Origin of the sequence: Sphingobacterium sp. PCS056, from assembly GCF_023273895.1 — a bacterium.
Classification (GTDB): domain Bacteria; phylum Bacteroidota; class Bacteroidia; order Sphingobacteriales; family Sphingobacteriaceae; genus Sphingobacterium.
This window is the reverse complement of record NZ_CP096883.1, coordinates 2,103,764-2,127,735: the sequence shown is the minus strand read 5'-3', so window position 1 is coordinate 2,127,735 and position 23,972 is coordinate 2,103,764. Positions and strand designations below refer to the sequence as shown.

22 protein-coding genes are annotated in these 23,972 nt (G+C 33.7%); 15 read left to right on the top strand and 7 right to left on the bottom strand.

Annotation, left to right across the window (positions count from 1 at the left end):
- Nucleotides 1–198: 198 nt before the first annotated feature.
- The 13 genes from MUB18_RS08740 to MUB18_RS08680 all read left to right on the top strand — a co-directional run bounded on the left by MUB18_RS08740 (nucleotide 199) and on the right by MUB18_RS08680 (nucleotide 14,561).
- Complete coding sequence (locus tag MUB18_RS08740; RefSeq protein ID WP_045753790.1) at nucleotides 199–1,485, top strand: citrate synthase; 1,287 nt, start codon at nucleotides 199–201, stop codon at nucleotides 1,483–1,485.
- Nucleotides 1,486–1,654: 169 nt separating this feature from the next.
- Nucleotides 1,655–2,728 (top strand): complex I subunit 1/NuoH family protein, encoded by a 1,074-nt coding sequence (locus tag MUB18_RS08735; protein WP_084405323.1) that lies wholly within the window; start codon nucleotides 1,655–1,657, stop codon nucleotides 2,726–2,728.
- A gap of 15 nt (nucleotides 2,729–2,743) precedes the next feature.
- Nucleotides 2,744–3,307, top strand: a complete 564-nt coding sequence (locus tag MUB18_RS08730; protein ID WP_045753788.1) for a NuoI/complex I 23 kDa subunit family protein — start codon at nucleotides 2,744–2,746, stop codon at nucleotides 3,305–3,307.
- The gene (locus MUB18_RS08725) at nucleotides 3,307–3,855 is read left to right on the top strand and encodes an NADH-quinone oxidoreductase subunit J (RefSeq protein WP_248755670.1); all 549 of its coding nucleotides are present in this window, start codon (nucleotides 3,307–3,309) and stop codon (nucleotides 3,853–3,855) included. Before MUB18_RS08730 ends, MUB18_RS08725 begins: the two co-directional genes overlap by 1 nt.
- Entirely contained in the window at nucleotides 3,852–4,157 is a 306-nt protein-coding gene (gene nuoK / locus MUB18_RS08720) for an NADH-quinone oxidoreductase subunit NuoK (RefSeq protein WP_045753786.1), read from the top strand. Before MUB18_RS08725 ends, nuoK begins: the two co-directional genes overlap by 4 nt.
- A gap of 2 nt (nucleotides 4,158–4,159) precedes the next feature.
- The gene (locus tag MUB18_RS08715; RefSeq protein ID WP_248755669.1) at nucleotides 4,160–6,202 is read left to right on the top strand and encodes an NADH-quinone oxidoreductase subunit L; all 2,043 of its coding nucleotides are present in this window, start codon (nucleotides 4,160–4,162) and stop codon (nucleotides 6,200–6,202) included.
- A 3-nt stretch (nucleotides 6,203–6,205) separates the two neighbouring features.
- Complete coding sequence (locus MUB18_RS08710; protein ID WP_045753784.1) at nucleotides 6,206–7,807, top strand: NuoM family protein; 1,602 nt, start codon at nucleotides 6,206–6,208, stop codon at nucleotides 7,805–7,807.
- 4 nt (nucleotides 7,808–7,811) lie between these two features.
- The gene (locus MUB18_RS08705; RefSeq protein WP_248755668.1) at nucleotides 7,812–9,302 is read left to right on the top strand and encodes an NADH-quinone oxidoreductase subunit N; all 1,491 of its coding nucleotides are present in this window, start codon (nucleotides 7,812–7,814) and stop codon (nucleotides 9,300–9,302) included.
- A 180-nt stretch (nucleotides 9,303–9,482) separates the two neighbouring features.
- Nucleotides 9,483–10,088, top strand: coding sequence for a DUF4254 domain-containing protein (locus MUB18_RS08700; protein ID WP_248755667.1), 606 nt, complete (start codon nucleotides 9,483–9,485; stop codon nucleotides 10,086–10,088).
- On the top strand, nucleotides 10,088–11,128 hold the full coding sequence (locus MUB18_RS08695; RefSeq protein WP_248755666.1) for a glycosyltransferase family 9 protein: 1,041 nt from the start codon (nucleotides 10,088–10,090) through the stop codon (nucleotides 11,126–11,128). The genes MUB18_RS08700 and MUB18_RS08695 overlap by 1 nt, the downstream gene beginning before the upstream one ends.
- 30 nt (nucleotides 11,129–11,158) lie before the next feature.
- Complete coding sequence (locus MUB18_RS08690) at nucleotides 11,159–12,304, top strand: glycosyltransferase family 4 protein (RefSeq protein WP_248755665.1); 1,146 nt, start codon at nucleotides 11,159–11,161, stop codon at nucleotides 12,302–12,304.
- A 515-nt stretch (nucleotides 12,305–12,819) separates the two neighbouring features.
- Nucleotides 12,820–13,575: a glycosyltransferase family 2 protein gene (locus tag MUB18_RS08685; protein ID WP_248755664.1), complete on the top strand. Its 756-nt coding sequence runs from the start codon at nucleotides 12,820–12,822 to the stop codon at nucleotides 13,573–13,575.
- Entirely contained in the window at nucleotides 13,572–14,561 is a 990-nt protein-coding gene (locus MUB18_RS08680) for a glycosyltransferase (RefSeq protein WP_248755663.1), read from the top strand. The genes MUB18_RS08685 and MUB18_RS08680 overlap by 4 nt, the downstream gene beginning before the upstream one ends.
- A 31-nt stretch (nucleotides 14,562–14,592) precedes the next feature.
- On the opposite strand, the gene MUB18_RS08675 is transcribed toward MUB18_RS08680, so the two are convergent.
- The 7 genes from MUB18_RS08675 to MUB18_RS08645 form a co-directional block, all read right to left on the bottom strand.
- The gene (locus MUB18_RS08675) at nucleotides 14,593–15,591 is read right to left on the bottom strand and encodes a hypothetical protein (RefSeq protein ID WP_248755662.1); all 999 of its coding nucleotides are present in this window, start codon (nucleotides 15,589–15,591) and stop codon (nucleotides 14,593–14,595) included.
- Between the two features lie 26 nt (nucleotides 15,592–15,617).
- A complete protein-coding gene (locus tag MUB18_RS08670) occupies nucleotides 15,618–16,472 on the bottom strand; it encodes a glycosyltransferase (RefSeq protein ID WP_248755661.1) in 855 nt (284 codons plus the stop codon).
- Nucleotides 16,473–16,518: 46 nt separating this feature from the next.
- The gene (locus tag MUB18_RS08665; protein WP_248755660.1) at nucleotides 16,519–17,676 is read right to left on the bottom strand and encodes a glycosyltransferase; all 1,158 of its coding nucleotides are present in this window, start codon (nucleotides 17,674–17,676) and stop codon (nucleotides 16,519–16,521) included.
- 11 nt (nucleotides 17,677–17,687) lie between these two features.
- Nucleotides 17,688–18,938, bottom strand: coding sequence for a glycosyltransferase (locus MUB18_RS08660; protein WP_248755659.1), 1,251 nt, complete (start codon nucleotides 18,936–18,938; stop codon nucleotides 17,688–17,690).
- Nucleotides 18,935–19,576, bottom strand: coding sequence for a hypothetical protein (locus tag MUB18_RS08655; RefSeq protein WP_248755658.1), 642 nt, complete (start codon nucleotides 19,574–19,576; stop codon nucleotides 18,935–18,937). Before MUB18_RS08655 ends, MUB18_RS08660 begins: the two co-directional genes overlap by 4 nt.
- A 116-nt stretch (nucleotides 19,577–19,692) precedes the next feature.
- The gene (locus MUB18_RS08650; RefSeq protein WP_248755657.1) at nucleotides 19,693–19,968 is read right to left on the bottom strand and encodes a glycosyltransferase family 2 protein; all 276 of its coding nucleotides are present in this window, start codon (nucleotides 19,966–19,968) and stop codon (nucleotides 19,693–19,695) included.
- A 74-nt stretch (nucleotides 19,969–20,042) separates the two neighbouring features.
- Nucleotides 20,043–21,275 (bottom strand): hypothetical protein, encoded by a 1,233-nt coding sequence (locus MUB18_RS08645; protein WP_248755656.1) that lies wholly within the window; start codon nucleotides 21,273–21,275, stop codon nucleotides 20,043–20,045.
- A 172-nt stretch (nucleotides 21,276–21,447) separates the two neighbouring features.
- Here MUB18_RS08645 and MUB18_RS08640 point away from each other — a divergent pair, with 172 nt between their 5' ends.
- Entirely contained in the window at nucleotides 21,448–21,933 is a 486-nt protein-coding gene (locus tag MUB18_RS08640; RefSeq protein ID WP_248755655.1) for a SixA phosphatase family protein, read from the top strand.
- Nucleotides 21,934–21,955: 22 nt separating this feature from the next.
- Nucleotides 21,956–23,959, top strand: a complete 2,004-nt coding sequence (locus MUB18_RS08635; RefSeq protein ID WP_248755654.1) for a thioredoxin domain-containing protein — start codon at nucleotides 21,956–21,958, stop codon at nucleotides 23,957–23,959.
- Nucleotides 23,960–23,972 lie beyond the last annotated feature (13 nt).

Here is a 23,972-nt window from a genome sequence, read left to right as displayed (position 1 = left end):
TGAAAAATTATTTTTTTAACTTTTTTATCCATCTAAAACTTTTGGATAACCAAATGGCAGTTATGAGTAAAAACTGCCATTTGTAATTAAAATTAAAGTCAAAAACAAGCGGATTATGGCATTATTATTACGAAAATCTAGTATATTAGCTATCAATTTTATTACATTTGCATAAACACATGATAACATAAGAAGCTTATGTCTGAAACAGCATCTATTATTTTAAATGGTTCGTCATACGAATTTCCAGTTGTTACTGGTACAGAAAACGAAAAAGCAGTTGACATCTCTAAATTGAGAGATCAATCTGGATATATTACTTTAGATCCAGGTTTTAAAAACACAGGAGCAGCAAAAAGTGCCATTACTTTCCTAGACGGTGAAACCGGTATTTTGAGATACCGCGGATATCCTATTGAACAATTAGCTGAAAAATCGACTTTCTTAGAAGTTGCTTATCTATTGATATACGGAGATCTTCCTACAAAAGCCGTTTTAGAACAATTCCGCACGGACATCAAATCACAAATGATGATCCATGAAGACATGAAGAACTTCTTTGCAGGTTTTCCTTCAAAATCTCATCCAATGGGACAATTATCATGTCTAGTTGGTGCTTTATCGGCATTCTATCCAGAATCTTTAGATCCTAACCCTACACCAGAAGAAGAAGATAAAACAATCATCAATTTATTGGCAAAAATGCCGACTATTGTTTCTTGGATTCAAAAGAAATCTTTAGGTCATCCTGTTGTCTATCCTAAAACTAATTTAGGCTATATCGACAATTTCTTAAATATGATTTTTGGAGAAGTCAATCAAGAAAAGACTTTTGATCCTGTTGTCATTGATGCCATGCATAAATTGTTGATTTTACATGCTGACCACGAACAAAACTGTTCGACTTCTACGGTACGTATCGTAGGTTCTTCAAATGCAAATCTATATGCATCGGTATCTGCCGGTATCAATGCGCTTTGGGGTCCATTACACGGTGGTGCTAATCAAGCTGTCATTGAAATGCTGGAAGCAATCAAAAATGATGGTGGTGATGCAGAAAAATATTTAGCAAAAGCAAAAGATAAAAATGATCCTTTCCGTTTAATGGGATTTGGTCACCGCGTTTACAAAAACTTCGATCCACGTGCTAAAATTATTAAAAAAGCATGTGATGATATTCTAGAAAAATTAGGAGTAAATGATCCTGTTTTAGATATCGCGAAAAAATTGGAAGAAGCTGCATTAAACGATCAATACTTTATTGACAGAAAATTATATCCAAACGTCGATTTCTATTCAGGAATTATTTATCGCGCACTAGGATTTAATTCGGAAATGTTTACCGTATTATTTGCATTAGGTCGTCTTCCGGGATGGATCGCACAATGGAAAGAAATGCGTGAAAACAAAGAGCCGATCGGCCGTCCAAGACAAGTTTACACTGGACAAACAGAACGTAATTATGTTGAAATTACACAACGTTAATCGTTAAAATATTTCTATAAAAAAGCATCTTTTAAGATGCTTTTTTTGTTTCTAAAAACAAATGTCTATTAAACCAGTATATAATTTGTTTTTCCTGCTCTTAATTCATACCTTTTACTTAAATTTGCCTACTAGAATTTCACTTATTCATAATCATTACAAATAAGACTTGTTAGATTTATTTATCCATATCCTTGTTCCTGTCGCTATATTCATGTTTATAGCGATCTTCACGTTGTTTGCAGTATATGCTGAACGTAAAATAGCTGGGTTTGTTCAAGACAGACTTGGTCCTATGGAAACTGGAAAATATGGTTCTCTCCAAACCATTGCTGATATCTTAAAACTGCTACAAAAGGAATTAATCACTCCACTCTTAGCTGATAAAATTTTATTCCGTCTGGCTCCGATCATTATTTTCGTGGCCGTTTTCACGGGGTTTTCTGTTATGCCCTGGTCACAAGATTTTATTCCCGTCAATACACATACGGGTTTATTCCTTATTATGGCCATTGTATCCATTGATGCAATCGGGATTTTAATGGCAGGCTGGGGTTCCAACAATAAATTTTCATTACTGGGTTCGATGCGTGCCATTGCACAGATGGTCTCCTATGAAATCCCTGTTGGCTTATCACTGATCGCTGCTGTTATGCTGACACAAACATTAAACTTAAATGATATTGCAACCAACCAAGGCGTATTGGCAACAGAAGAAATCAAATTTTTAGGTATTTGGTCGATCAAAAATGTTGGTGGAATATTCGCTTGGAATATCTTTCAGGCTCCACATATGATCGTCACCTATATCATCTTTTTTATCGCGACATTGGCAGAATGTAACCGTGCCCCATTTGATATACCCGAAGCAGAATCAGAATTAGTAGGTGGTTTTCATACCGAATATGGAGGAATACAATTTGCATTCTTATTTTTAGCTGAATATGCGATGATGTTTTTAGTGTCTATGTTGGGAGTGGTCATCTTCTTAGGGGCTTGGAACACTCCTTTACCTAATATTGGCGCATTGAAGCTTGCCGATTGGACAACAGGCTTTGCTTGGGGAATATTTTGGACATTTTCAAAATCGCTTTTTTTAGTTGGTGTGCAGATGTGGATCCGCTGGACATTACCTCGTTTACGTGCAGACCAACTGATGAATTTATGCTGGAAAGTATTAACACCACTAGCATTTCTATGTATGGCAATCTCTGCAATCTGGAGAATTTTAGTAATTGTTTAATTTGGTTAAATTGATATGATATTCAAAACTGCTTTTCATGCATTAACGACTGCTTTCAAAGGATTATCTCTGACAGTAAAGCATCTATTTGGTGCTCGTAAGGCGCGTCAAGAACTGGATATTACAAAAGATAATTATTTTGACAAGCAGGACGGTATTGCCACAGTTCAATATCCCAAAGTCAAAATGCCCATCCCTGAAGTTGCACGCTATCAACTTGAGGTTGAAATTGACGATTGTATCGTCTGTGATTTATGTGCCAAAGCGTGTCCTGTCGACTGTATTGCAATTGAGGCCATCAAATCGCCAGAAGCGATAGGAAAAACTTCTGATGGCAGTGTCAAACGATTATATCCAGCAAAGTTTGATATTGACATGGCTAAATGCATGTACTGTGGATTGTGTACCGTGGTCTGTCCAACAGAATGTATTGTTATGACCAATCAATATGATCGTAGTTCAACCAAACTGACCGATTTAATTTATGGGTTTTCGGACATGACAGATGATCAGGTAGCGCAAAGAAAATCGGAATGGACTAAATTTCAAGCTGAAAAGGAGGCAGCAAAAGCAAAATAATGAATATAGAACTTTTTTTATTTTACGCTTTCGCAACCCTAGCTGTCGGTTCAGCTATATTGGTGGTGAGTTTAAAAAATATAGCACGGGCCCTATTTTTATTTTTTGTAGTATTATTCGCTATGGCGGGCCTCTATTTATTTGCATTAGCCGATTTTGTCGCGATCACACAGATCATGGTCTATGTCGGTGGTGTACTTATTTTGTTATTATTCGCCTTTATGCTTTCGAATAAAGAATTGCTCAACGATCTACAACAGACTACGGGATCTTTGTTTTCGCTCCCTACATGGAAAGTACTTCCTTTGATCTTGGCATTTTTAGGAATGATGATTTTCGGTATTATAGAATGGCAACAGACCCCTGTGGTGTGGATGACTACAGCTATTGAAAATAATACCGTTATCAAAAGCACAGATAATAATATCCATCAACTGGGTATTAAATTTATGACTCAATATGTGTTGCCTTTTGAAGTGATATCCATCTTTTTGATGATGGCTTTAATAGGTGCATCGCATTTATCACGAAAGGATTTACAAAAATGATCACCTTAACACACTTTTTAGTTGTTTCAGCTTGTATCTTTTGTATCGGCCTATATGCTGTATTAGCAAAAAAGAATGCGATTATGATTTTGGTGGGTATTGAATTAATGATCAATGCTGCTATTCTCAATTTTGTTGCTTTTGGTAAGTATGACAAGATCAATTATAGTGGGCAGATATTTGCCTTATTTGCAATTGTATTAGCTGCAGCTGCGGTTGCAGTTGGGTTAGCTATTATTCTCAACGTATACCGCTACTACAAAACCGTTAATCCGGATCAAATTCGGGAATTAAAAGATTAGCATTGGACTTTTTATTAAACATATCGCCTATTTGTACTGCACTTTTAACTGTGGTCATCCCTTTATTGGCTTTTTTATATCAAGCTATTGTTGGTAGAAAAGACCAATCAGGTCTCGTTGGGACGTTAGCGATTATATGCAGTTTCGTCTTGAGCTTACTGACATTTCTTGATGTATGGAATGCCATGCCCCTATCCTCTGAAATCACCTGGTTTAAAATAGGCAACACGACATTTACGGTTGGTATATTGCTGAATAACCTCAGTTCGCTGATGCTGCTTCTGGTTTCCATCATAGCAGTTCCTGTTCATATTTATTCGAAATCCTACATGCACGGCGATGCTGGAATACACCGTTATTGGATGTATCTCAGTTTATTCTGTTTCGCAATGCTCGGACTTGTCATCATGAACAACTTACTGCTCATGTACGTATTTTGGGAACTTGTTGGCTTTGCATCCTATTTATTGATTGGATTCTGGTATACCAAGGATGCTGCTGTACAAGCCAATAAAAAAGCTTTTTTAGTCAACAGAATCGGTGATTTGGGATTCTTAATTGGTATAGCCATTGTCTACTCGCAATTTGGCACTTTAAATCTCGTCACATTATTTGGAAACGATGGTTTGATTGCGAACACAACTATTGAAAATGGACTCTGGATATCACCATACAACAGTATGGATGCGATCTGGTTAACGGTAACTGGAATTTCGTTTTTCTTAGGGGCCATGGCAAAATCAGCGCAGTTTCCACTACATGTCTGGTTACCTGATGCCATGGAGGGTCCTACCTCCGTTTCTTCATTAATACATGCTGCGACCATGGTTGCAGCGGGAGTATTTTTAATGAGTACCTTATTTCCACTTTTTAATGATACTGTACTTTTGATCATGGTCATCATTGGTACGATAACGGCTACTACTGCAGCGTACTTTGCGTTAGCGCAGTATGATATCAAAAAGATATTAGCCTTTTCTACGATTTCACAACTGGGCTATATGATGGTGGGTATCGGTATCGGTACTTGGGATGCAGCGATGTTTCACTTATTGACTCATGCCTTTTTCAAGTGTTTACTGTTTCTATGTGCTGGAGCTGTCATCCATGAGATGGCACATCTTAAAGTACATCATAAACTTGATTTTGACCCTCAAGATCTGCGTAACATGGGGGGACTACGTCAATATATGCCTCAAACATTTATTTTAATGACCGTTGCTTCATTAGCACTCGCAGGATTTCCCCTGACGTCAGGCTATCTATCTAAGGACAGTATTATTATTTCTGCATTTGAATGGGCAACAGCAAAAGGTCCCATCTTTCAGATCGTGCCGACAATTTTGATTATCGTCAGTATCATGACTGCATTTTATATTGGCCGTCTCATTTTTAAAGCCTTCTTTTCGGAGTTACGCATTAAAAATTTATTGGGGTCATCAGTTCATTTGAATGACTCTCCTAAATTGATGCTCTGGCCCATGTACTTCTTAGGAATTTGCTGTTTCTTTCCCCTATTTTCCATAAACCCCATTTCCTACCATGATGCATGGGTCATGGATGGATTGCTTGTACAGTATCCCTATGAAACTAATCATACGGCACATCTTATTATTCCAATAATCTTAACTGCTGGTGCATTATCGGTATGGGTATTGGGATGGAGATGGTATGCTCAAGGACAATATCCACTGCATGCCAATAGCCTTGCTAATCGAATATCTTTCAATCAGGGTTATCTCAATCTTTTTAATGAGAAAGTTATAGTCAACGGTGTGTTGAATTTAAGTAAATTTTCTTATTGGATAGATCGCCATATTGTTGATGGTTTCATCCATATATTTACAAAATTAATCCAGCAAATAGCCCTTTTGAGTCATTGGTTGGATAAAAACATTGTTGATGGCCTTGTTAATGCTTTTGGGAAAATTGCACTTACATTAGGAAATTTTGCACGGTCAGCACAGAATGGAAAACTACAGACCTATTTATATTCTGTTTTTTTACTTGTTATAGTTGGTTTAGTTTATCTTTTATTACGTTAGAAAATGCCTACACTATCCTTATTAATCTTTTTACCTCTTCTAGCCACAGCGATCATACTTGCGCTTCCTAGTCGATTCAAAGATGTTTATAAATACATTGCCCTTGCTATAACTGCTGTACAGCTTGTTCTGGCAGGAATGGCTTATTTCTCCTTTAACCCCACTTCAACTGGTATCAATACATTAGCTGGGTATCAATTGGTCGAACAGCTACCTTGGATCCGACTGGATTTGGGCACTATTGGAAAATTAGAAATTGATTACTTATTGGGTGTAGACGGTATATCGATGCCCTTATTGGTATTAAGTACATTTGTGATGTTAATGGCTATCGGTGCTTCTTGGAATATGAAGAAAAGCCTGAAGGGGTACTTTGCCTTATTGATGTTATTGAATATGGCGGTGATCGGTATCTTTTGTGCTTTGGATTTCTTCTTATTTTACCTCTTCTATGAAGTGATGCTACTGCCCCTTTATTTCTTGATTGGTATATGGGGGGGAGAACGACGAGAGTATGCTGCGATGAAATTCTTCATCTACACCTTATTTGGTTCTGTATTTATGCTGTTGGTTATTGTTGGTCTTTATTTTTCTGTCATTAATCCAGTAACAGGTGCTCATACCTTTAGTATGATCCATATGATGAATCCAGATAACTATGTGGATGGTTCTATATTTGCGCTTGATGGTTATCAAGAAATATTTGGTATATCTGCCCGCTTAATTGGTTTTATCGTACTTTTCTTTGCTTTTGCCATTAAAGTCCCCATTGTTCCGCTACATACTTGGTTGCCTGATGCCCACGTGGAAGCTCCAACACCGGTATCGATCATATTAGCCGGTATATTATTAAAAATTGGTGGATACGGTATCATACGCGTTTGCTTTAGCATCTTCCCTGATGCTGCAGCACAAAGTAACTGGTGGCTGGGTCTCATTGGTGTCATTTCTATTTTATATGGGGCTTTTAACGCTTTGGCTCAAAAAGATTTAAAACGTCTGATTGCCTATTCTTCCGTATCACATATGGGCTTTGTTTTGCTTGGCTTAGCATCATTTACTACAGAAGGTATCTCTGGAGCAATGTTCCAAATGATTAGCCATGGCTTTCTATCTGCTGCTTTATTCTTTTTAGTCGGTGTGATTTATGATCGTGTGCATGATCGATACATTCCACATTTTAGAGGTTTAGCTACCATTATGCCCAAGTACACAGCCTATGTTGCGATCGCATTTTTTGCTTCACTAGGTCTACCTGGATTCTCGGCATTTATAGCAGAGGCATTTGTTATTATTGGTACATTTAATTCTGCAAGTCTCGGTACTGGTCTTCCGAGATGGATGGCTATAGCGGGTTCTGTTGGTATACTGATGAGTGCTGCTTATCTATTATGGACTCTGCAACGTATGTTTTTTGGACAAACAAGGTTGAAAGGTGGCGACTCTTGGAATACGGCTCTGGTGGACTTAACAGGACGAGAGCAACTCATCCTGTTCCCTACATTAGCACTTGCGTTGATTTTGGGGATATGCCCATTTATTGTATTTGATCAAATGAACGCCTCGGTTATCAATTTGGTTGCATTTATTCAACAGTATAACTAAGAACATGTCAGCATTTGCTTCATCAATTTCATCAATCTTAGATCATATCATTGCAAGTATTCCCCTTTTCAAGCCGGAGCTTACTTTAATGATTGCTTTTGTATGCAGTATCATTTGCAGTTTGTTTGTAGACAAAATATGGAAATTCAGTTCCTTTATCATTACTGTAGCAGGTTTAATCATTAGTTTAATTTTCCTTTTGGATCAGCATCAGTTATTCATTGGTCAATCTGGATTCTTTGAAATGATCAAAATTGATCAATTATCCATTCTATCTCGCATCATCATATCGGTATCGACATTATTCATATCGGTTTTCATACAGCAGCGTTTTTCAAACCAAATTCGCCCAATTGGAGATTTGTATGCGGTCTTGATCACTGCAACCTTGGGACTGCATCTATTGACTCTAAGCAGCAATTGGCTGTTGATCTTTATTGCTATAGAAACTGTATCCATCAGTTCGTACGTGATGGTAGGATACTTTTCCAAAACGAAGTTTGAGGCTGAGGCTGCAATGAAATATGTCCTCTTCGGTTCCATCTGTGCTGCAGTGATGTTATATGGATTATCGCTGATATACGGTTTCACGGGAAACTTAAATTTTGACTCGGCACAACATATACAAGGACTTATTGAAGCTCCTAAAATCATGTGCAGCATCGCATTTCTATTTCTGCTTACTGGCATTGGTTTTAAGTTGAGTTTCGCTCCTTTTCATGTATGGAGTCCCGATGTATATCAAGGCGCTCCGACTCCGATCACTGCTTATTTATCAACTGTTCCTAAAATCGGCGCCCTCGTTCTTTTATCACGTTTATTGGCAAGTTGGACCGCTAGTCCTTTCTATTATTCCGAGTTTCTAACCACGATCATCATCATCATTGCTATCGCCACGATGCTGATCGGAAATTTAGCTGCCTTAAAACAAAAAGATGTGAAAAGAATGATGGCTTATTCTTCTATTGGTCATACGGGTATCTTGTTGATGGTAGCTCTCGTCTATGTCCAGCATGATATCGCTGTCCTATTATTCTATATAACGATTTATGCTTTGATGAATATTGCTGTTTTCATATTGATTGATCAATTGGAAAATGGGATTGGCAACACTAAAATTGAATCCTATACCGGTTTGGGCAAAAAATATCCTCTTCTATTCGTATGCTTCTCAATCCTCTTGATTTCTTTGATCGGATTGCCTCCTACTGCTGGTTTTATCGGTAAACTTCTGGTATTTTCCAAGGTTTTCGAACAATATCAAGTTGTAAATGAAGTATCCTTACTCATCTTACTTATCGTAGGTGCACTAACATCGGTGATCTCTTTATTCTATTATTTTAAAATTCCATTACAAGCTTTTTTAAGAGAAAATCAAGCAGTTACAGATTTACCCAAATTCAATATCTTTTTAATCTCTATAGCCGTTTCGATTAGTATTGTGGTCGTGATTCTGGGTATTTATCCCAGTTTACTATTGAATTTCATAAATTAAGTTACCTATTTCATTTATCATGATATTTCAATTATAAAATAATTTGGAATCAGACAAAAGCGCGTGACGATTGCAAATCCATCATGAAGACCGTCTAAAAGAGATTCTGATGAATAAATTTGTTTTTATATATGACGTAATTAAGATTGTAAATAAAACAAATTTATCTAAGTTTGTAGTATGATAAGTGCATTAGCTAACACTATTTTTCAACGTGCAATCGCAGATTATCACGTTGAAAACGAAATTGATCAAGTTATTAAAAATCCATTTGAATCGTCGTCATTAGAACATTTACTCTATATGAAATGTTGGATTGATACGGTACAGTGGCATATGGAAGATGTGGTCAGAAATCCAGAGATCGATCCTAAAGAAGGTTTATACTGGAAAAGAAGAATTGATGAGTCCAATCAGCACCGCACAGATACAGTAGAATATATAGATAGTTATTATCTTTTAAAGTTTCAGCATATTACTCCAAATGAGGATGCTAAAATCAATACGGAAAGTCCAGCTTGGGCAATTGACCGCTTGTCTATACTTGCATTGAAAATCTACCATATGGAGCAAGAGACATTACGTGAAGATGTCGAGCAAAGTCATATCGATGCTTGTCAAATTAAACTAAATGTATTATTGGAACAACGCATTGATTTGTCTCAAAGTATTGACGAATTGCTTTCGGATATTCAAGCAGGCAAAAAATATATGAAGGTCTACAAACAGATGAAAATGTATAATGACCCAAGTTTAAATCCCGTGTTATATCAGGCAGCTAAATAATGGCTTTACCTTCAAAAATAATTGTTACACGCTTTTCTGCCATGGGAGATGTTGCCATGGTTGCTTCTGTGTTGAAAGAATTTGCAGAGCAATATCCATCAGTCTCTATCATTATGGTCAGTCGTCCGCTTTTTCAAGCCTTTTTTGAAGGAATACCCAATATCAAATTTCATAGTTTTTACCCTAAGGAAAAACATAAGGGATTAAAGGGGATTATAGCTCTAAAGAAAGAATTAGCATCGGAAGGTGCTGATGCTATTGCAGATCTACATTTTAATTTAAGATCTAGGATTTTGTCGGCTCTTTTTAAGTTCTCTGGCTTACAGGTAAAGCAATTGGATAAAGGGCGTAAAGAGAAAAAAGAACTGACTCGCTTCCCTAACAAGGTTCTGAAACCCTTGAAACCCACTGTTGAACGCTATGCGGATGTATTTCGCCAACTGGGTTTTCAATTTGTACTTCAAAATAAATTAATACCAAATCAATTGCCATTACCCAATCTAGCACATGCTCTATTTGCTAATGATGACAGTAAAAAAATTGGGATTGCACCATTTGCTCAACATCCCTACAAAGTTTTTTCACTCGAAAAAATGCAAGAGGTAATTAGTTACTTATCGCACAATAATGTGGATGTCTATATCTTTGGAGGCGGTAAAACTGAGCAGACACAAGCAGAAAAATGGCAGGTATTATATCCCAATGTGCATAGTACGATCGGTCGCTTCAAACTCAAGGAAGAATTATCCATTATCTCTAATTTAGATTTAATGATCAGCATGGATTCGTCCGGAATGCATATGGCTTCTTTAATGGGCGTACGTTGCTTATCAATATGGGGGGCAACTCATCCTTTTGCTGGATTTCTAGGATATGGACAAACGCTATCAGATTGCATACAAGTGGAACATCCAAATAGACCTAATTCTGTTTACGGCAATAAGTCCTGCCTTTGTGATGGAACTGAAGCGATCGACTTGGTCTCTTCCGAAATGGTTATTTCAAGCATCAATCAAATTATTCAGAAAAAAGGGAGTTAGAGGTAATATAACAATAAGCAATTTAGTGAAATGTTTAAGATAGGATTTGATGCAAAACGTTTTTTTAATAATCAAACAGGCTTAGGAAATTATAGTCGTGATCTGATTCGTATCTTACGAACATATTTTCCTGAAGTAACTTATTTATTGTATACTCCACAGCTTGGAAAACAAGAATACAATCAACTTGTCCCAAATCATATTGTAAGACAACCTGCTGGTTTTATTAATAGAACTTTCAAAAGTTACTGGCGAGGAGATGGTATTGTTGAAGACCTGAAAAGGGATATGATTCAAATATTTCACGGTTTATCTGGAGAAATTCCAGTTGGCCTAAAGGAAACTTCTATTAAATCTGTTGTGACCATACATGATTTAATTTTCATACGTTATCCTGAGCTATATAAAAAGATCGATCGTACTGTTTATCACAAGAAGTTCAAATATGCTTGCGAGCATGCTGATCAAATCGTTGCGATCAGCGAACAGACTAAACTAGATATCTGTGAATTTTTTCATATTCCTGAAGACAAGATCAAAGTCATTTATCAAGGTTGCCATGAATCATTTAAGTCCATCAAGACCGAAGAGGAAAAAAAAGACTTAAGGATCAAACTTGGTTTACCAACAGATTTCATCTTAAATGTAGGGACTATTGAATCTCGAAAAAATGCATTGTCAATTGTCAAAGCTATTCTAAATAAGGATATACCTTTAGTCATTGTTGGGAAACCAACCGCTTATGCAAAAGAAATCCAGGAATTTATAACCCTTAAAGGCATGCAAGATCGTGTTATCTTTTTACAGGGTTTATCTATGCATGAATTATCTGTACTCTATAGCATTGCTAAAATATTTGTTTATCCTTCTATATTTGAAGGTTTTGGAATTCCAATTATTGAAGCATTATATAGCGGCACTCCAGTAATTACAACAGCTTCTGGTGTATTCCCAGAAGCAGGAGGTCCATCCTCTTATTATGTCAACCCTCACGATATCGACCAACTGAGTGATGCTATCGATACGATTTTAGATTCACCTGTTCTGCAAGAGGAAATGAGTAAAATAGGATTGGAATATGCACAACAATTCAATGATGATACCTTAGCAAGCCAATGGATGAATCTTTATCTTGAAATAAAGGGTGAATCATCACATAGATCCCATAAAATTTGATGACCAATAAACTTCTGTTGATGGATATTAAATACATCTCTTCTTCGAGTAATATATCAGTTATAATTCTGCATCTATCTAAAGTTCTTATTAGACCTCTATCCTATTAATTTGTTCATTTGTATTATTAATCATCTTAAAATATTGGTTCATAATCTTTTTTGCGCCTAAAAACCTTAAGTAGCTAATTTTTTTTTGATCATTATATTTTTATATAATAAAGATGACAGAATAAAAAACATAGTCTAAAGCGTAATATTTACATTAATTAACATTATTATTGTAACATAAACAAGACAATTCTCGTTATGTCAATATACATAAAAGAGATTGTACAACGGGCTCTAGATAAATATGAGTTTAATAATCTATGAATAAAACGGTTAACCCTATTTGAAGATCAGGAAATCTCCAATATATTGTGTTCATACTTTTGACATTCATAATTTAGGTAACATTTATATCCAGGGTTTAAAGGCAAGTTAATCATATTTTATAATTTGAAATCAGTTAAAGTGAATCAGAAATTAAGTGCATTGGTGATTACATATAATGAGGAAAAGAACATCTCTGATGTCGTAAAATGCCTTGACTTTGCGGATGAAATCATTATAGTAGATTCATTCAGTGATGATCAAACGATTAGTCTTGCCAAGAAAAATCCAAAAGTTCGTGTTTACCAACACAAGTTTGAAGATTTTACAAAGCAAAGGAATTTAGCTATTTCTTATGCCAGTAATGATTGGATACTCTTTTTAGATGCTGATGAAAGATTAACACCACCTCTTCAAAAAGAGATTCAAAATACCATCAATGATTCTACTGCTCATGACGCATATTATGTCTATAGAACCTTTTTCTTTTGTAACAAAAAAATACGATTTTCTGGCACACAGAATGACAAAAACTTTAGGCTTTTTAGAAAATCTAAAGCAAAATATAGTGAATTAAAAAAAGTACATGAAACTTTAGATGTGAATGGTTCTATTGGAATTTTAAAACACAAGATTTTACATTATTCGTTTTCTGATTATCAGTCATACAAAAATAAAATGATTCATTATGGCATACTCAAAGGACAAGAACTGCAGTTATCTCACAAGAAGTATAATTTAGTGACTCATATCGCTAAAACAAGCTTTAAATTTTTCAAAGCATACATTATTAAATTGGGCATATTAGACGGGAAAGAAGGATGGGAAATTTCATACTTACAAAGTTTAAGTGTACATCAAACTTACCTCTCTTTGAAGCGAAAAGAACAAGTATGAAGATCTCCATTATAAGTTTTGACTATTGGAATTATGATTGTCATATTGCCAAAAAATTACAAGAGAAAGGTGTTGAAGCCACGCACATTAATATGGGTACTTATCGTTACAAAAACTTTGGGGAAAAAATATATAACGCGGCAAGTAAGATCTTTTTGAATAGAAATATTAAGCATGTAAAGCGCCAAGAATATGTACTTGAATACTTGAGTAAAATTGGATTTCAAGATCAAATTCTTGTTTTAAATCCTCATACATTAGATTACACGACTATAGCAAAAATAAAGTCTTATACCAACCATCTGATCACCTATTTGTATGATAATCTTGGCCGCTATCCGGTAGAAAATAAATTGGAGTTATTTGATCAGGTCTATTCCTTCGAGGATAAAGACGTTTTGGAACATGGTTTTGATAAAATAACGAATTACAATTATTTATCCAATAAGCCAAAATCATCTCAGAAAAATCACCAAGATCTTTTTTACATTACTTCTTATGATAAAAAAAGAATCAAGACACTCCGAAAAATTGTTTCAAAACTAGCTGAACTCCATATCAAGTATAAGATTGTTATTGTTGGTAAACAAGTTTGGAAAGAGAAATTAAATCGCTTTTTAACGCAAAATTTAAACTTTAAAGACGTTTGCCTAATCAAAAAGCCCATTAGCATTGACGAAGTTTTGATTGAATATGAAAAAAGTGACGTCACGTTAGACCTGATTAGAGATGGTCAAGAAGGATTAAGCTTTAGAGTATTTGAAGCAATGGCATTGGAAAAAAAGATTATCACAGATAATCCAAGTATCGTAGAGTATGATTTTTATGATCCCCAAAATATTTTATACCTTGATAAAAATTTAGCTAATTTAGATGCTACATTTTTTGAAAACCCTTATAATAAACTCCCTAATGATATTTTTAAAAAATATACGTTGGATAAATGGGTGGAAACTGTGTTTAATTTAAAATCTGATATTAATTAAATATATCAGATTTTATTGAGCTAACCATTCATTAATTTTCTAACATTTTGATAATCCAATTATCAAAATTGTATTGATTTAAAGTATTATCATCAATTTTTTGATAATTTAATTTTATAAAATCTGCTAAAGAGCGATCTTCGTGTCCAATAATATATATATTATTCGGATGATAAAAATCATAATTTTTGATATCTATATTGTTCGTTAATAACTTCTTTTGATATCCGATCGCTTCAAATACTCTGAAAGATAGTCCTGTATGTACGTTTGTTAAAAAATCTACAAGGATATCATTTTCTAATATTTTTTTTACCATTTCTTCATAATCGACAGGACTATCCACTAGCTTTATTCCCTCGCAACCATATTGATTTGAAAGATTTTTATCTTTACTAAATAAAATAAAATTTGGAATTCCTGAATTTTGAACGATTAGTTTAGCAGTCTTCTGAATCTCTTCCCATCTAGATTTCATAAACGTTCCTACAAAAAAGAAGGTATTAGCATTTAGCTTAATCTTTTTATTATAAAGATGTTCAAAATAAAAATTAGTTGTCGATAAATAATTTGAACCTTCAGCATTCATATCCTTCTTATCAAAAACATAAAAGCGATCAAACAGACCTATTAAAGATTTTACAGCAGGATATCTTTCTACACCATCCCATTGATAAGCAATCGCTTTATTAGACTTTGATACAATCTCTTTAACCACTTCAGTGGGGTATATATCAGCCCTAATCAATAAACAATAATCTGCTTTTCCTTCTATCTTTACTAATTGATTTAACACGGAATTTCCTAAGGATCTGAACTTTAATTTATTTTTATATCCTCTATCATTAAAAATTGTTTTTCGAACTAGATTAACAAAACGATCCCATAAATTTTTATATTTAAAGACATCATCATCATAACTAATATCAATTACCTCAAATCCTAATTGTTTTAATCGTTCAATGATAACCTTATAAATACCAAAAGTTCTAGGCATGCCTAGAATAAGCTTTTTTTTATTATTAATCATATCGAGTTTGATACAGCTCTAAAATTTTAGTTATTAATATTTCCGTAAATTTCATTATACTTTTTGGGGTTAAATAATTTGTATAAAAGTTTACGATACCACACATTATAATATTTTTTTCTAAACTTTTCTCCTTGATAGAGATTATCAAAAAGATTCATTATAGTTATATTATGATGCGCATAAAATTCATAATGTTTTTTATAGATATAAAAAAAAGAATTTTCTTCAGCTAATTTATTTAAGCTGATATCAGTAATAGAATCTCTACTCAATCTTTTTCTGTAATAGTATAAAGGTTCGTTTATTTTGACAATAAACGGACCATAAGTTTTTATCATTCTAATCCAACACTCCCAATCTTCATGATTCCTAAGCTGCGAATCAAAACCTCCTAATTCTTTTAACTTCTTTGTCCTCATCATTGCATAAATAGGTATACAATTTTTTAACAAGAACTTCAAAATATTAAAATCATCTAATTTAAAAACACTATTTTCTCGCTCAAATACATACATATTGGAATAAACCATTAGCAATTCAGGTTGTTTAGAAAATATTGTCAAACACTCTTCTAAATAATTGTGAGCCAATAAGTCATCAGCATCCACAAAAACAACAAACTCTCCTTTAGCTATTTCTAACCCTATATTTCGAGCAACAGATTGGCCTTGATTTAGTTGTTTTTTGAAAACAATTCCTGAATGCTGACTAACGTAAGATGAAACTATCTGATATGTATTATCAATTGACCCATCATCTATGATAATAATTTCTATTTCAGTATACGATTGCTTTTGAATTGATTGAATAGTATCTATAATAGTACTTTCATTATTACAACACGGTATTACAACACTTACCAATTGATTATCAATCATACAGGTCAATTTTATTATTATAAAATTCCATTAAAATAGTATAAGTTTAATTTGGAATAAAAATTTGATTGAGAATCTCCTCCTCTTTTGTTTCATGATGATTTTGTTCAAAATATGCTAACGCTTCATTATGAATTTTTGAGTACAAATTTGGATCATTAAGTAGTTTTTTAATATTATCAGCGAAAATTAATGGCTCATCACTAACAATACAACCGTTTTGAGATTTATTAACCAATCCATCCACCCCTCTTCTAGTTGTTACAACAGGTAATCCATAAGATAATGATTCTAGAACTTTTATTTTCACCCCTGTACCTGTAACCATCGGACATATACAAATTTTAGTCCTTTTATAGACACTATCTAAATCATCTACCATTCCTAATTTAATAATATTTGGCATATCATCGATAAAATCGCATATCTTTCCAACAACATAAATATTAATATCATTTAGCAGAGGAAAAACATAATTTAAAAACCATTTTATACTTTTAACGTTGTGCGGATTATCACTAGCCACATATAGAATATCATATTTTACAATTCTATGATCATTCAAATGTACTAATGGAAATGATACTGGCATAAGCGTTACTTTACGACCTGTAAATTGTTCAAAAATATACTGTTCTTCAATGGAATAGGTCCATACTTCATCATATTTTTTTAAAACATTCATTTCGTTTTTGAAAAGCTTTCCAATATCAAAATCTCTACTATCTTCATAATTGATTTTATATTGCAATGTCATAAAATCATGCGTATCTAGAATAAAATAAGGTCCTTTAATATTATTAATAACATTTCCCCAAATAGAATAACTTATAATTACGATATCATAATCATTATCATAAATATCTTGTTTAAACTTACTTCTAAAATATGGAGTTGTAAAATCTGATGCGTTCCTGATAAAAGCTTTATTTAATTGCTTCGGAATCTTGTCCTTAATCAGATATCGAAATAAATTAGATTTAGACATTTTAAAATGAAAAATCTTTAAATTTAAATTAGGATATCTAACAGTAAATGCCCGTTTACTTTCATCGTCCCAATCCATTGAGGATACAAATGTTACATCCAGAGTATTACTATTTTTTTCGAAATAGGCTAACATCTGATTACACCTGGTTAAATTTCCCCCCTTTCCATTCAAGGGATTATCGGGCATATAATATAAGATCTTCTTTTTAGACATAAAAAAACTTTTCAATTGTGGATAGATAATTTACGCATTTCCTTAATGAATTTATTCCAATCTTTCAAAATTTTTGATTCATTAAAAACTTCTACAAAATTCTTGGCATTCCTTCCTAGATAATTGCGAAGGATTGTATTCTCCATCAATTTATCCATAAACAACAGCAATTCCTCAACATTTTCTGCTAAAAAACCTGTATTTTCATGCTTAATGAGTTCGTTAACACCTGAACAACTCTTTAAACCAATACAAGGCAGACCTACTGACATTGCTTCAACTAAAGCTAAGCCAAAGCCTTCATATTTACTTGGAAAAACAAATACATCTGCTTCACTCAATTTTTGAATTGGATTATCTGTAAATCCCATTAAAAAAATCCGTTTTTGCATGTTGAGGTCTAAAATTTGTTTTTCTAAAAATTGTCGATCGGGTCCTTCTCCCCATAATTCAAAGTCCCAATTTACATATTTAGATGCTAACTGTGCAAAACTCCTAATTGCTAGATGCTGTTGCTTACATCCTATATCTAATCTCGCAACATGAATTATTTTATACCGATCCTTAATTTGAAAATGATTAACAGTATATAGGGTCTGAATGACAGGATTAGGGATAATGACAGTTTTTCCGTTAAAACAATCGGGTAAATAGGATCGATAACTATCAAACAATAATTGAACACCTGCGAGTTTTTGGAAAGATTCTTTTAATAAATTGACTTCAAATGGCTTTCTTCCTCCAAAAAAATTAGTATAATCATAATCTGGTCTTCCATTTACAGAGTTTAAAATTGGGATTCTTATTTTAGTATTATATGTAATTTCCAATAATGAACTTATAGACATAGTTATAATTATATCTGGATGCAATTCATTAATGTACTCTTCCCATTTTTTTGACCGATTTTTTAGATTAAAAATAAATATCCCTTCTTCACCATTCATTCTCCATTTTAGAATAGCATTATACATTTTTGCAAACTTCTTTTTCATTTTACAAAAAATCCACAAAAATGGATTTCTACCTCGATAATTAAAAGTAGGGATTTGTTCTTTCTGTACAATATCAGGCTTATAAATATTTGTCACCTGAATCAGATCATCTAATGGAAAAATCGCTGATCCTGAAATATTTTCATTAGTAGCAATTTCAACTTGATGACCTTGTTTGACAAAATTATTCGCTAGAAAAGAACAGATTTTCTCTGTTCCTCCACTTCCATTGATAAAATGAAGATGTTGTACAAATAATATTTTCATATTTTATGATACATTTCAATGATTTGTTTACGTAATTTTCTCCTCATCTTAGAAAAGGGAAGAAATTTAAGAAAAAACAACTTTACTGTTTTCATCCGACGTTTTCTCACTTTATATTTTATAAAATAGTGATCGAAATCATCCACATTATTCAATTCTATAAAATGATTAAAAGCATTACTAAATTCTCTTTTTTCTATCTTGTTTAAGAAGGGAAGCACATTTTCATGAATAAAAGTTCTAATTATTTTATATAATTGGCTTTTTTGATCCTTATCAAATGACATCCCTAAATAACGAAATTCAAAGGGTTCGTGCTCAATAAAAAGTGCTAAATGCAAAGCATGTGATCGATAAAGATCATGTTTTGTGTAAAAATTATGCAATATATTTAACCATTCTGGAATTTGTGATAGTACCTTATCTGTACTTTGATTAATTACAATATGATTTTGATTATCATGTTGCCTATAATGATATACCCCATCAGGATACAAACTAACTTGAGAAGTTAATGCTAACAATTGATGGGAAAATAATCCATCTTCACAAGGCTGAATACCCACAGGAAATCTAATTTCAGAATATTTTTTAAGAAAATCTGTTTTTAAAAACATCGCACATGTAGGCAAAGCCATAATATGTTTTGAACGAAACCAATAATAGGATCCAACAACTGTAATATCACTTTGATTAGAAACAGCGACTTCCAGTGCTTCTCTTAAAAAACTTACATCAATAGTATCATCTGCATCTAAAAAAAAACATATGAACCTAAAACTTCTTCAAGCCCCCTATTTCTCGCAGCCGATACCCCCCTATTGGTTTGTTCATAATAACGTATATGATTGTACTGCTCTATATATTTATAACAAATTTCTGATGACTTATCTGTACTCCCATCATTCACTAAGATTAATTCCACAAATCCATGATCCTGACTTAAGACACTTTGTATAGCATCCTCCAAATATAATTCTTGATTATAAATTGGAATTATTACTGATATCAATATTTGGTCTGACTGCATACAAACATTTTAGCACTAAATAGCTAGTGGATAGCAAAGGTAGCAAAATAGGTACCTCGACTCAAAAAAACATGCTACTTCCAACAATTATCAATCTTTTCTTTACTAAGTGTAAATTCTTTATACCTAAATTCTCCCGATTTGTTGGCGATCATTGCTCCCATTTGAATCATCTTATCATCAGTCCTCATGGGAAAGATTGAAGATCTGTAGGCGTTGTTCTCAATAATAGCTTTTGGGAAAACCTGATAATTTAACCCATCTTTAGAATAGGCAATATACAGCGCTTCTGAAGTATATTTTTTAACATCGCCAATTGCAATACATAAAAAATAATATCCATCAACATATGTTGCTTGAATATGCCAAGGTGAGTAAGCCGGATTTAATTTTAACCAAGGTTTATTCAAAAAATTCACAATCTTACTGTCCTTAAAGTGCTCAAAATTAATACCATCACTGGAATTTCTTCTGATTACATAAGATGGATCATTTCCTTTAAAGTTTCTCTTACCAAAATTTAATTCTATTTCATAGCTTGTGAATTTATTTCCATCATGAATAAAAGATGGAGATAAAACATGATTATTACGAGGAGCATAAGGTGGATTACTAGTAAAGGCAATGCTTATTGGAGACCAGTTAACGCCATCTGATGAAGTTTGCTGTACAATCGTCCTTTGAGCGTCCACTTCTAACTTTTTTAGATTTTCACTATTTTTTTCAACTTTTTTCTTTAATGATAATGCCGAAATGAAACTAGCTCTGTAGTATAGATAAAATTTATGATTTACATATACCCAATCAACATCTGACCAAAACCCCTGCTTGGGATCACGGTTATTCTCTCTTATGCTTTCCTGTGGGAAAGGAGTTGCCATAATTGGATTATTCAAACCAACTGGGCTTACCCAATTTATACCATCATTTGAGACAACAACAGTGGGATTTTCAAATCGCTTCGAATTCTGATGTGTACCAACCGCTCCAAAATAAGGGGTAAATACCATCCAATATTTGTAGCCATTAAATCCTTGAGGAAAATACAACACATCTGGATGACAGTAACTATGATTTTCTTTAGCGATATCTATCAGAAATTTACTATAATTAAGACCAAAGAAATTGGCATTTGCCATGATATTTATATTAACAATTCCCTTTTCATCATCAAATAATACAGAATCTAAAGGTTTAGCTATTAAATCCAATTGATCAGGATCTTGTGCGTAAAAATTTTCATCGACACGAGTACAGGAAAACAACAAATTTAACAGACATAAAACTGCTAATATACTTTTATACATATATTTAAAAACCAAAATTGTAAGGTGAAATTCAAAAATAATATTCGTTTATAAAACATAAAATTATTGATGATTTTTCAATGCCCAAAAATATATTTTTAATATTAAATTTCACGCAGTCTGAAACAAAATATAAGTGGATTTAGTATATTTATATAGATAACATCATATTATGTCTAAAAATCTTTATATCGTCCGTCATGCAAAGGCTGAACAGTCATTTTCCAAAAGGGATTTCGACCGTATATTAATAGACAAAGGCATTGAAAGAGCACAACGCATTTCCTATCAATTGTCCTTACACATGCAAGCTGATGCAACTACGCTTTGTATTTCTTCTTCAGCAGATAGAGCATACCAAACAGCCGAAATATTTATTAAAGCGATTAAATATCCACAAATTGCTTTGATTAAAGAAGATCAACTTTATGAAGCAACGTACTTGGATATATTAACATTAATCAATCAGGTACCTGCACATATCAATACGCTTTTTATCTTTGGTCATAACCCGGGCCTATCCGACTTTATTGAATACGTCAGCAATGAATCAGTTCCGTTGTCAACTTCACAGGTCGTACACTTAGTACTTGATGATGGATTTGATTTTAATACTTTGACTTCCAACTCCGCAACGCTTTTAAATACTATAGTATAATTCCTTTTTGTACCTTCGGGTTATGGCAAATCAATTGCAATTTGAAAATTCTCCCTACCTGAAGCAACATGCTCACAATCCAGTTCATTGGATGCCATGGGGAGAGGAAGCTTTAAAAAAAGCTCAAGAAGAAAATAAATTGATCATCATCAGTATTGGTTACTCTGCGTGCCACTGGTGTCATGTCATGGAACGGGAAAGCTTTGAAAATGAAGTGATCGCTCAAACCATGAACAAGTTCTATGTACCGATCAAAATTGATCGGGAAGAACGTCCGGATATTGATCAAGTATACATGACTGCAGTACAACTCATGACTAATGCGGGCGGATGGCCATTAAACTGTATCTGTTTACCTGATGGTAGACCGATTTACGGTGGCACTTACTTTAAAGCACATGACTGGCAAAATATATTAATTCAAATTGCCCGAATGTGGGAAGAACAACCTGAGGTGACACTGGAATATGCTGACAAATTGACAAGAGGTATTCAACAAAGTGAACGTTTTCCCATAAATCCAATTCCTGAACAATATAAATTGGATGATTTGAAAGATATCATCAACCCCTGGAAAGAACTATTCGATCCAAAAGATGGCGGCTATCACCGTAGTCCTAAGTTTCCTCTTCCAAACAACTGGTTATTCTTATTACGCTATGCCGTCTTAGCGCATGATCATGAAACCTTAAATCATGTGCATTTTACGCTTCAAAAAATAGCCTCAGGAGGTATTTATGACCATATTGGTGGTGGGTTTGCTCGTTACTCGGTTGATAGTGAATGGCATGTCCCTCATTTTGAGAAAATGCTTTACGACAATGGTCAACTGATTTCCTTATATGCAGAAGCATATCAACAACATCCTTTACCTTTGTACAAACGTATTGTTGAAGAAACAATTACATGGGCCAAGCGAGAGATGTTAGCTCCAAATAAGGGCTTTTACTCAGCCTTGGATGCAGATAGTGAAGGAGTAGAAGGAAAGTTTTATACTTTTGATTTATCGGAAATTAAAACCATCTTGGGCGATGATGCTGATTTATTTATCGCTTACTTTAATATTACAGCTGAGGGAAATTGGGAAGAAGAAAAAATCAATATCCTGAATTGTGATATTGATGCAGATCAAATGGCTCAAGAAGCAGGATATACCTCCGAAGAATGGGAAGCTTATCTGCGTACAATTAAGAAAAAATTATTTGATTACCGAAAAAAACGTATTCATCCGGGACTTGACCATAAACAGCTCGCCACTTGGAATGCACTTCTTCTAAATGGTCTAATCGATGCGTATCGCGTATTTGATAAGCAAGACTATTTAGAACTCGCTTTGGAAAATGCGGAATTCTTGATGCATGAATTGATTGCAGAAGATTTCACAATGCTCCATCAACCGAAAGATTCTAATCGGAGTATTCCCGGATTTTTAGATGATTATGCTTTCACTATCGCTGCATTTACAGCATTGTATGAAGCTACATTCGAAGAGAAATGGCTTTATACAGCAAAAGGATTATTAGATAAAACAATCGAACTGTTTTACGACAATCATGAAAAAACCTTCTACTACAGCGCTTCTAATTCAGAAAAATTAATTGCTCGAAAAAGTGAAGTCATGGATAATGTCATTCCGTCATCTACATCTACAATCTGTCATCAATTAAAAAAAATAGGACTACTATTTGATAATGAGGGATATATAGCGTTATCAGATCAATTATTTGCAAATGTATTTCCACAAATCAAGACATATGGCTCTGCTTATTCAAATTGGGCAATATTATTGTTAGAAGAATTGTATGGTTGCAATGAGATTGCGCTAACTGGAGAGGATGCTCAGGCATTTCGTAAAGAGCTAGATCATTATTACATTCCGAATAAAATCGTATTAGGTGGAACAAAAGGCAGTCTACCATTGTTATTAAATAGAGAGGGTTTAAAATCAAAAGCCTACCTTTGTAGAAATAAAACATGCAGTCTGCCACAGAATACGATTGCAGAACTTATAAAAATAATAGAATAATAACGGGGAAAAT

Bases quoted from the DNA above. Each gene is read 5' to 3' on its own strand.
- MUB18_RS08740 (WP_045753790.1), top strand. From the start codon at position 199: ATGTCTGAAACAGCATCTATTATTTTAAATGGTTCGTCATACGAATTT.
- MUB18_RS08730 (WP_045753788.1), top strand. From the start codon at position 2,744: ATGATATTCAAAACTGCTTTTCATGCATTAACGACTGCTTTCAAAGGA.
- MUB18_RS08725 (WP_248755670.1), top strand. From the start codon at position 3,307: ATGAATATAGAACTTTTTTTATTTTACGCTTTCGCAACCCTAGCTGTC.
- nuoK (WP_045753786.1), top strand. From the start codon at position 3,852: ATGATCACCTTAACACACTTTTTAGTTGTTTCAGCTTGTATCTTTTGT.
- MUB18_RS08710 (WP_045753784.1), top strand. From the start codon at position 6,206: ATGCCTACACTATCCTTATTAATCTTTTTACCTCTTCTAGCCACAGCG.
- MUB18_RS08705 (WP_248755668.1), top strand. From the start codon at position 7,812: ATGTCAGCATTTGCTTCATCAATTTCATCAATCTTAGATCATATCATT.
- MUB18_RS08700 (WP_248755667.1), top strand. From the start codon at position 9,483: ATGATAAGTGCATTAGCTAACACTATTTTTCAACGTGCAATCGCAGAT.
- MUB18_RS08695 (WP_248755666.1), top strand. From the start codon at position 10,088: ATGGCTTTACCTTCAAAAATAATTGTTACACGCTTTTCTGCCATGGGA.
- MUB18_RS08690 (WP_248755665.1), top strand. From the start codon at position 11,159: ATGTTTAAGATAGGATTTGATGCAAAACGTTTTTTTAATAATCAAACA.
- MUB18_RS08680 (WP_248755663.1), top strand. From the start codon at position 13,572: ATGAAGATCTCCATTATAAGTTTTGACTATTGGAATTATGATTGTCAT.
- MUB18_RS08675 (WP_248755662.1), bottom strand. From the start codon at position 15,591: ATGATTAATAATAAAAAAAAGCTTATTCTAGGCATGCCTAGAACTTTT.
- MUB18_RS08670 (WP_248755661.1), bottom strand. From the start codon at position 16,472: ATGATTGATAATCAATTGGTAAGTGTTGTAATACCGTGTTGTAATAAT.
- MUB18_RS08665 (WP_248755660.1), bottom strand. From the start codon at position 17,676: ATGTCTAAAAAGAAGATCTTATATTATATGCCCGATAATCCCTTGAAT.
- MUB18_RS08660 (WP_248755659.1), bottom strand. From the start codon at position 18,938: ATGAAAATATTATTTGTACAACATCTTCATTTTATCAATGGAAGTGGA.
- MUB18_RS08655 (WP_248755658.1), bottom strand. From the start codon at position 19,576: ATGGCTTTGCCTACATGTGCGATGTTTTTAAAAACAGATTTTCTTAAA.
- MUB18_RS08650 (WP_248755657.1), bottom strand. From the start codon at position 19,968: ATGCAGTCAGACCAAATATTGATATCAGTAATAATTCCAATTTATAAT.
- MUB18_RS08645 (WP_248755656.1), bottom strand. From the start codon at position 21,275: ATGTATAAAAGTATATTAGCAGTTTTATGTCTGTTAAATTTGTTGTTT.
- MUB18_RS08640 (WP_248755655.1), top strand. From the start codon at position 21,448: ATGTCTAAAAATCTTTATATCGTCCGTCATGCAAAGGCTGAACAGTCA.
- MUB18_RS08635 (WP_248755654.1), top strand. From the start codon at position 21,956: ATGGCAAATCAATTGCAATTTGAAAATTCTCCCTACCTGAAGCAACAT.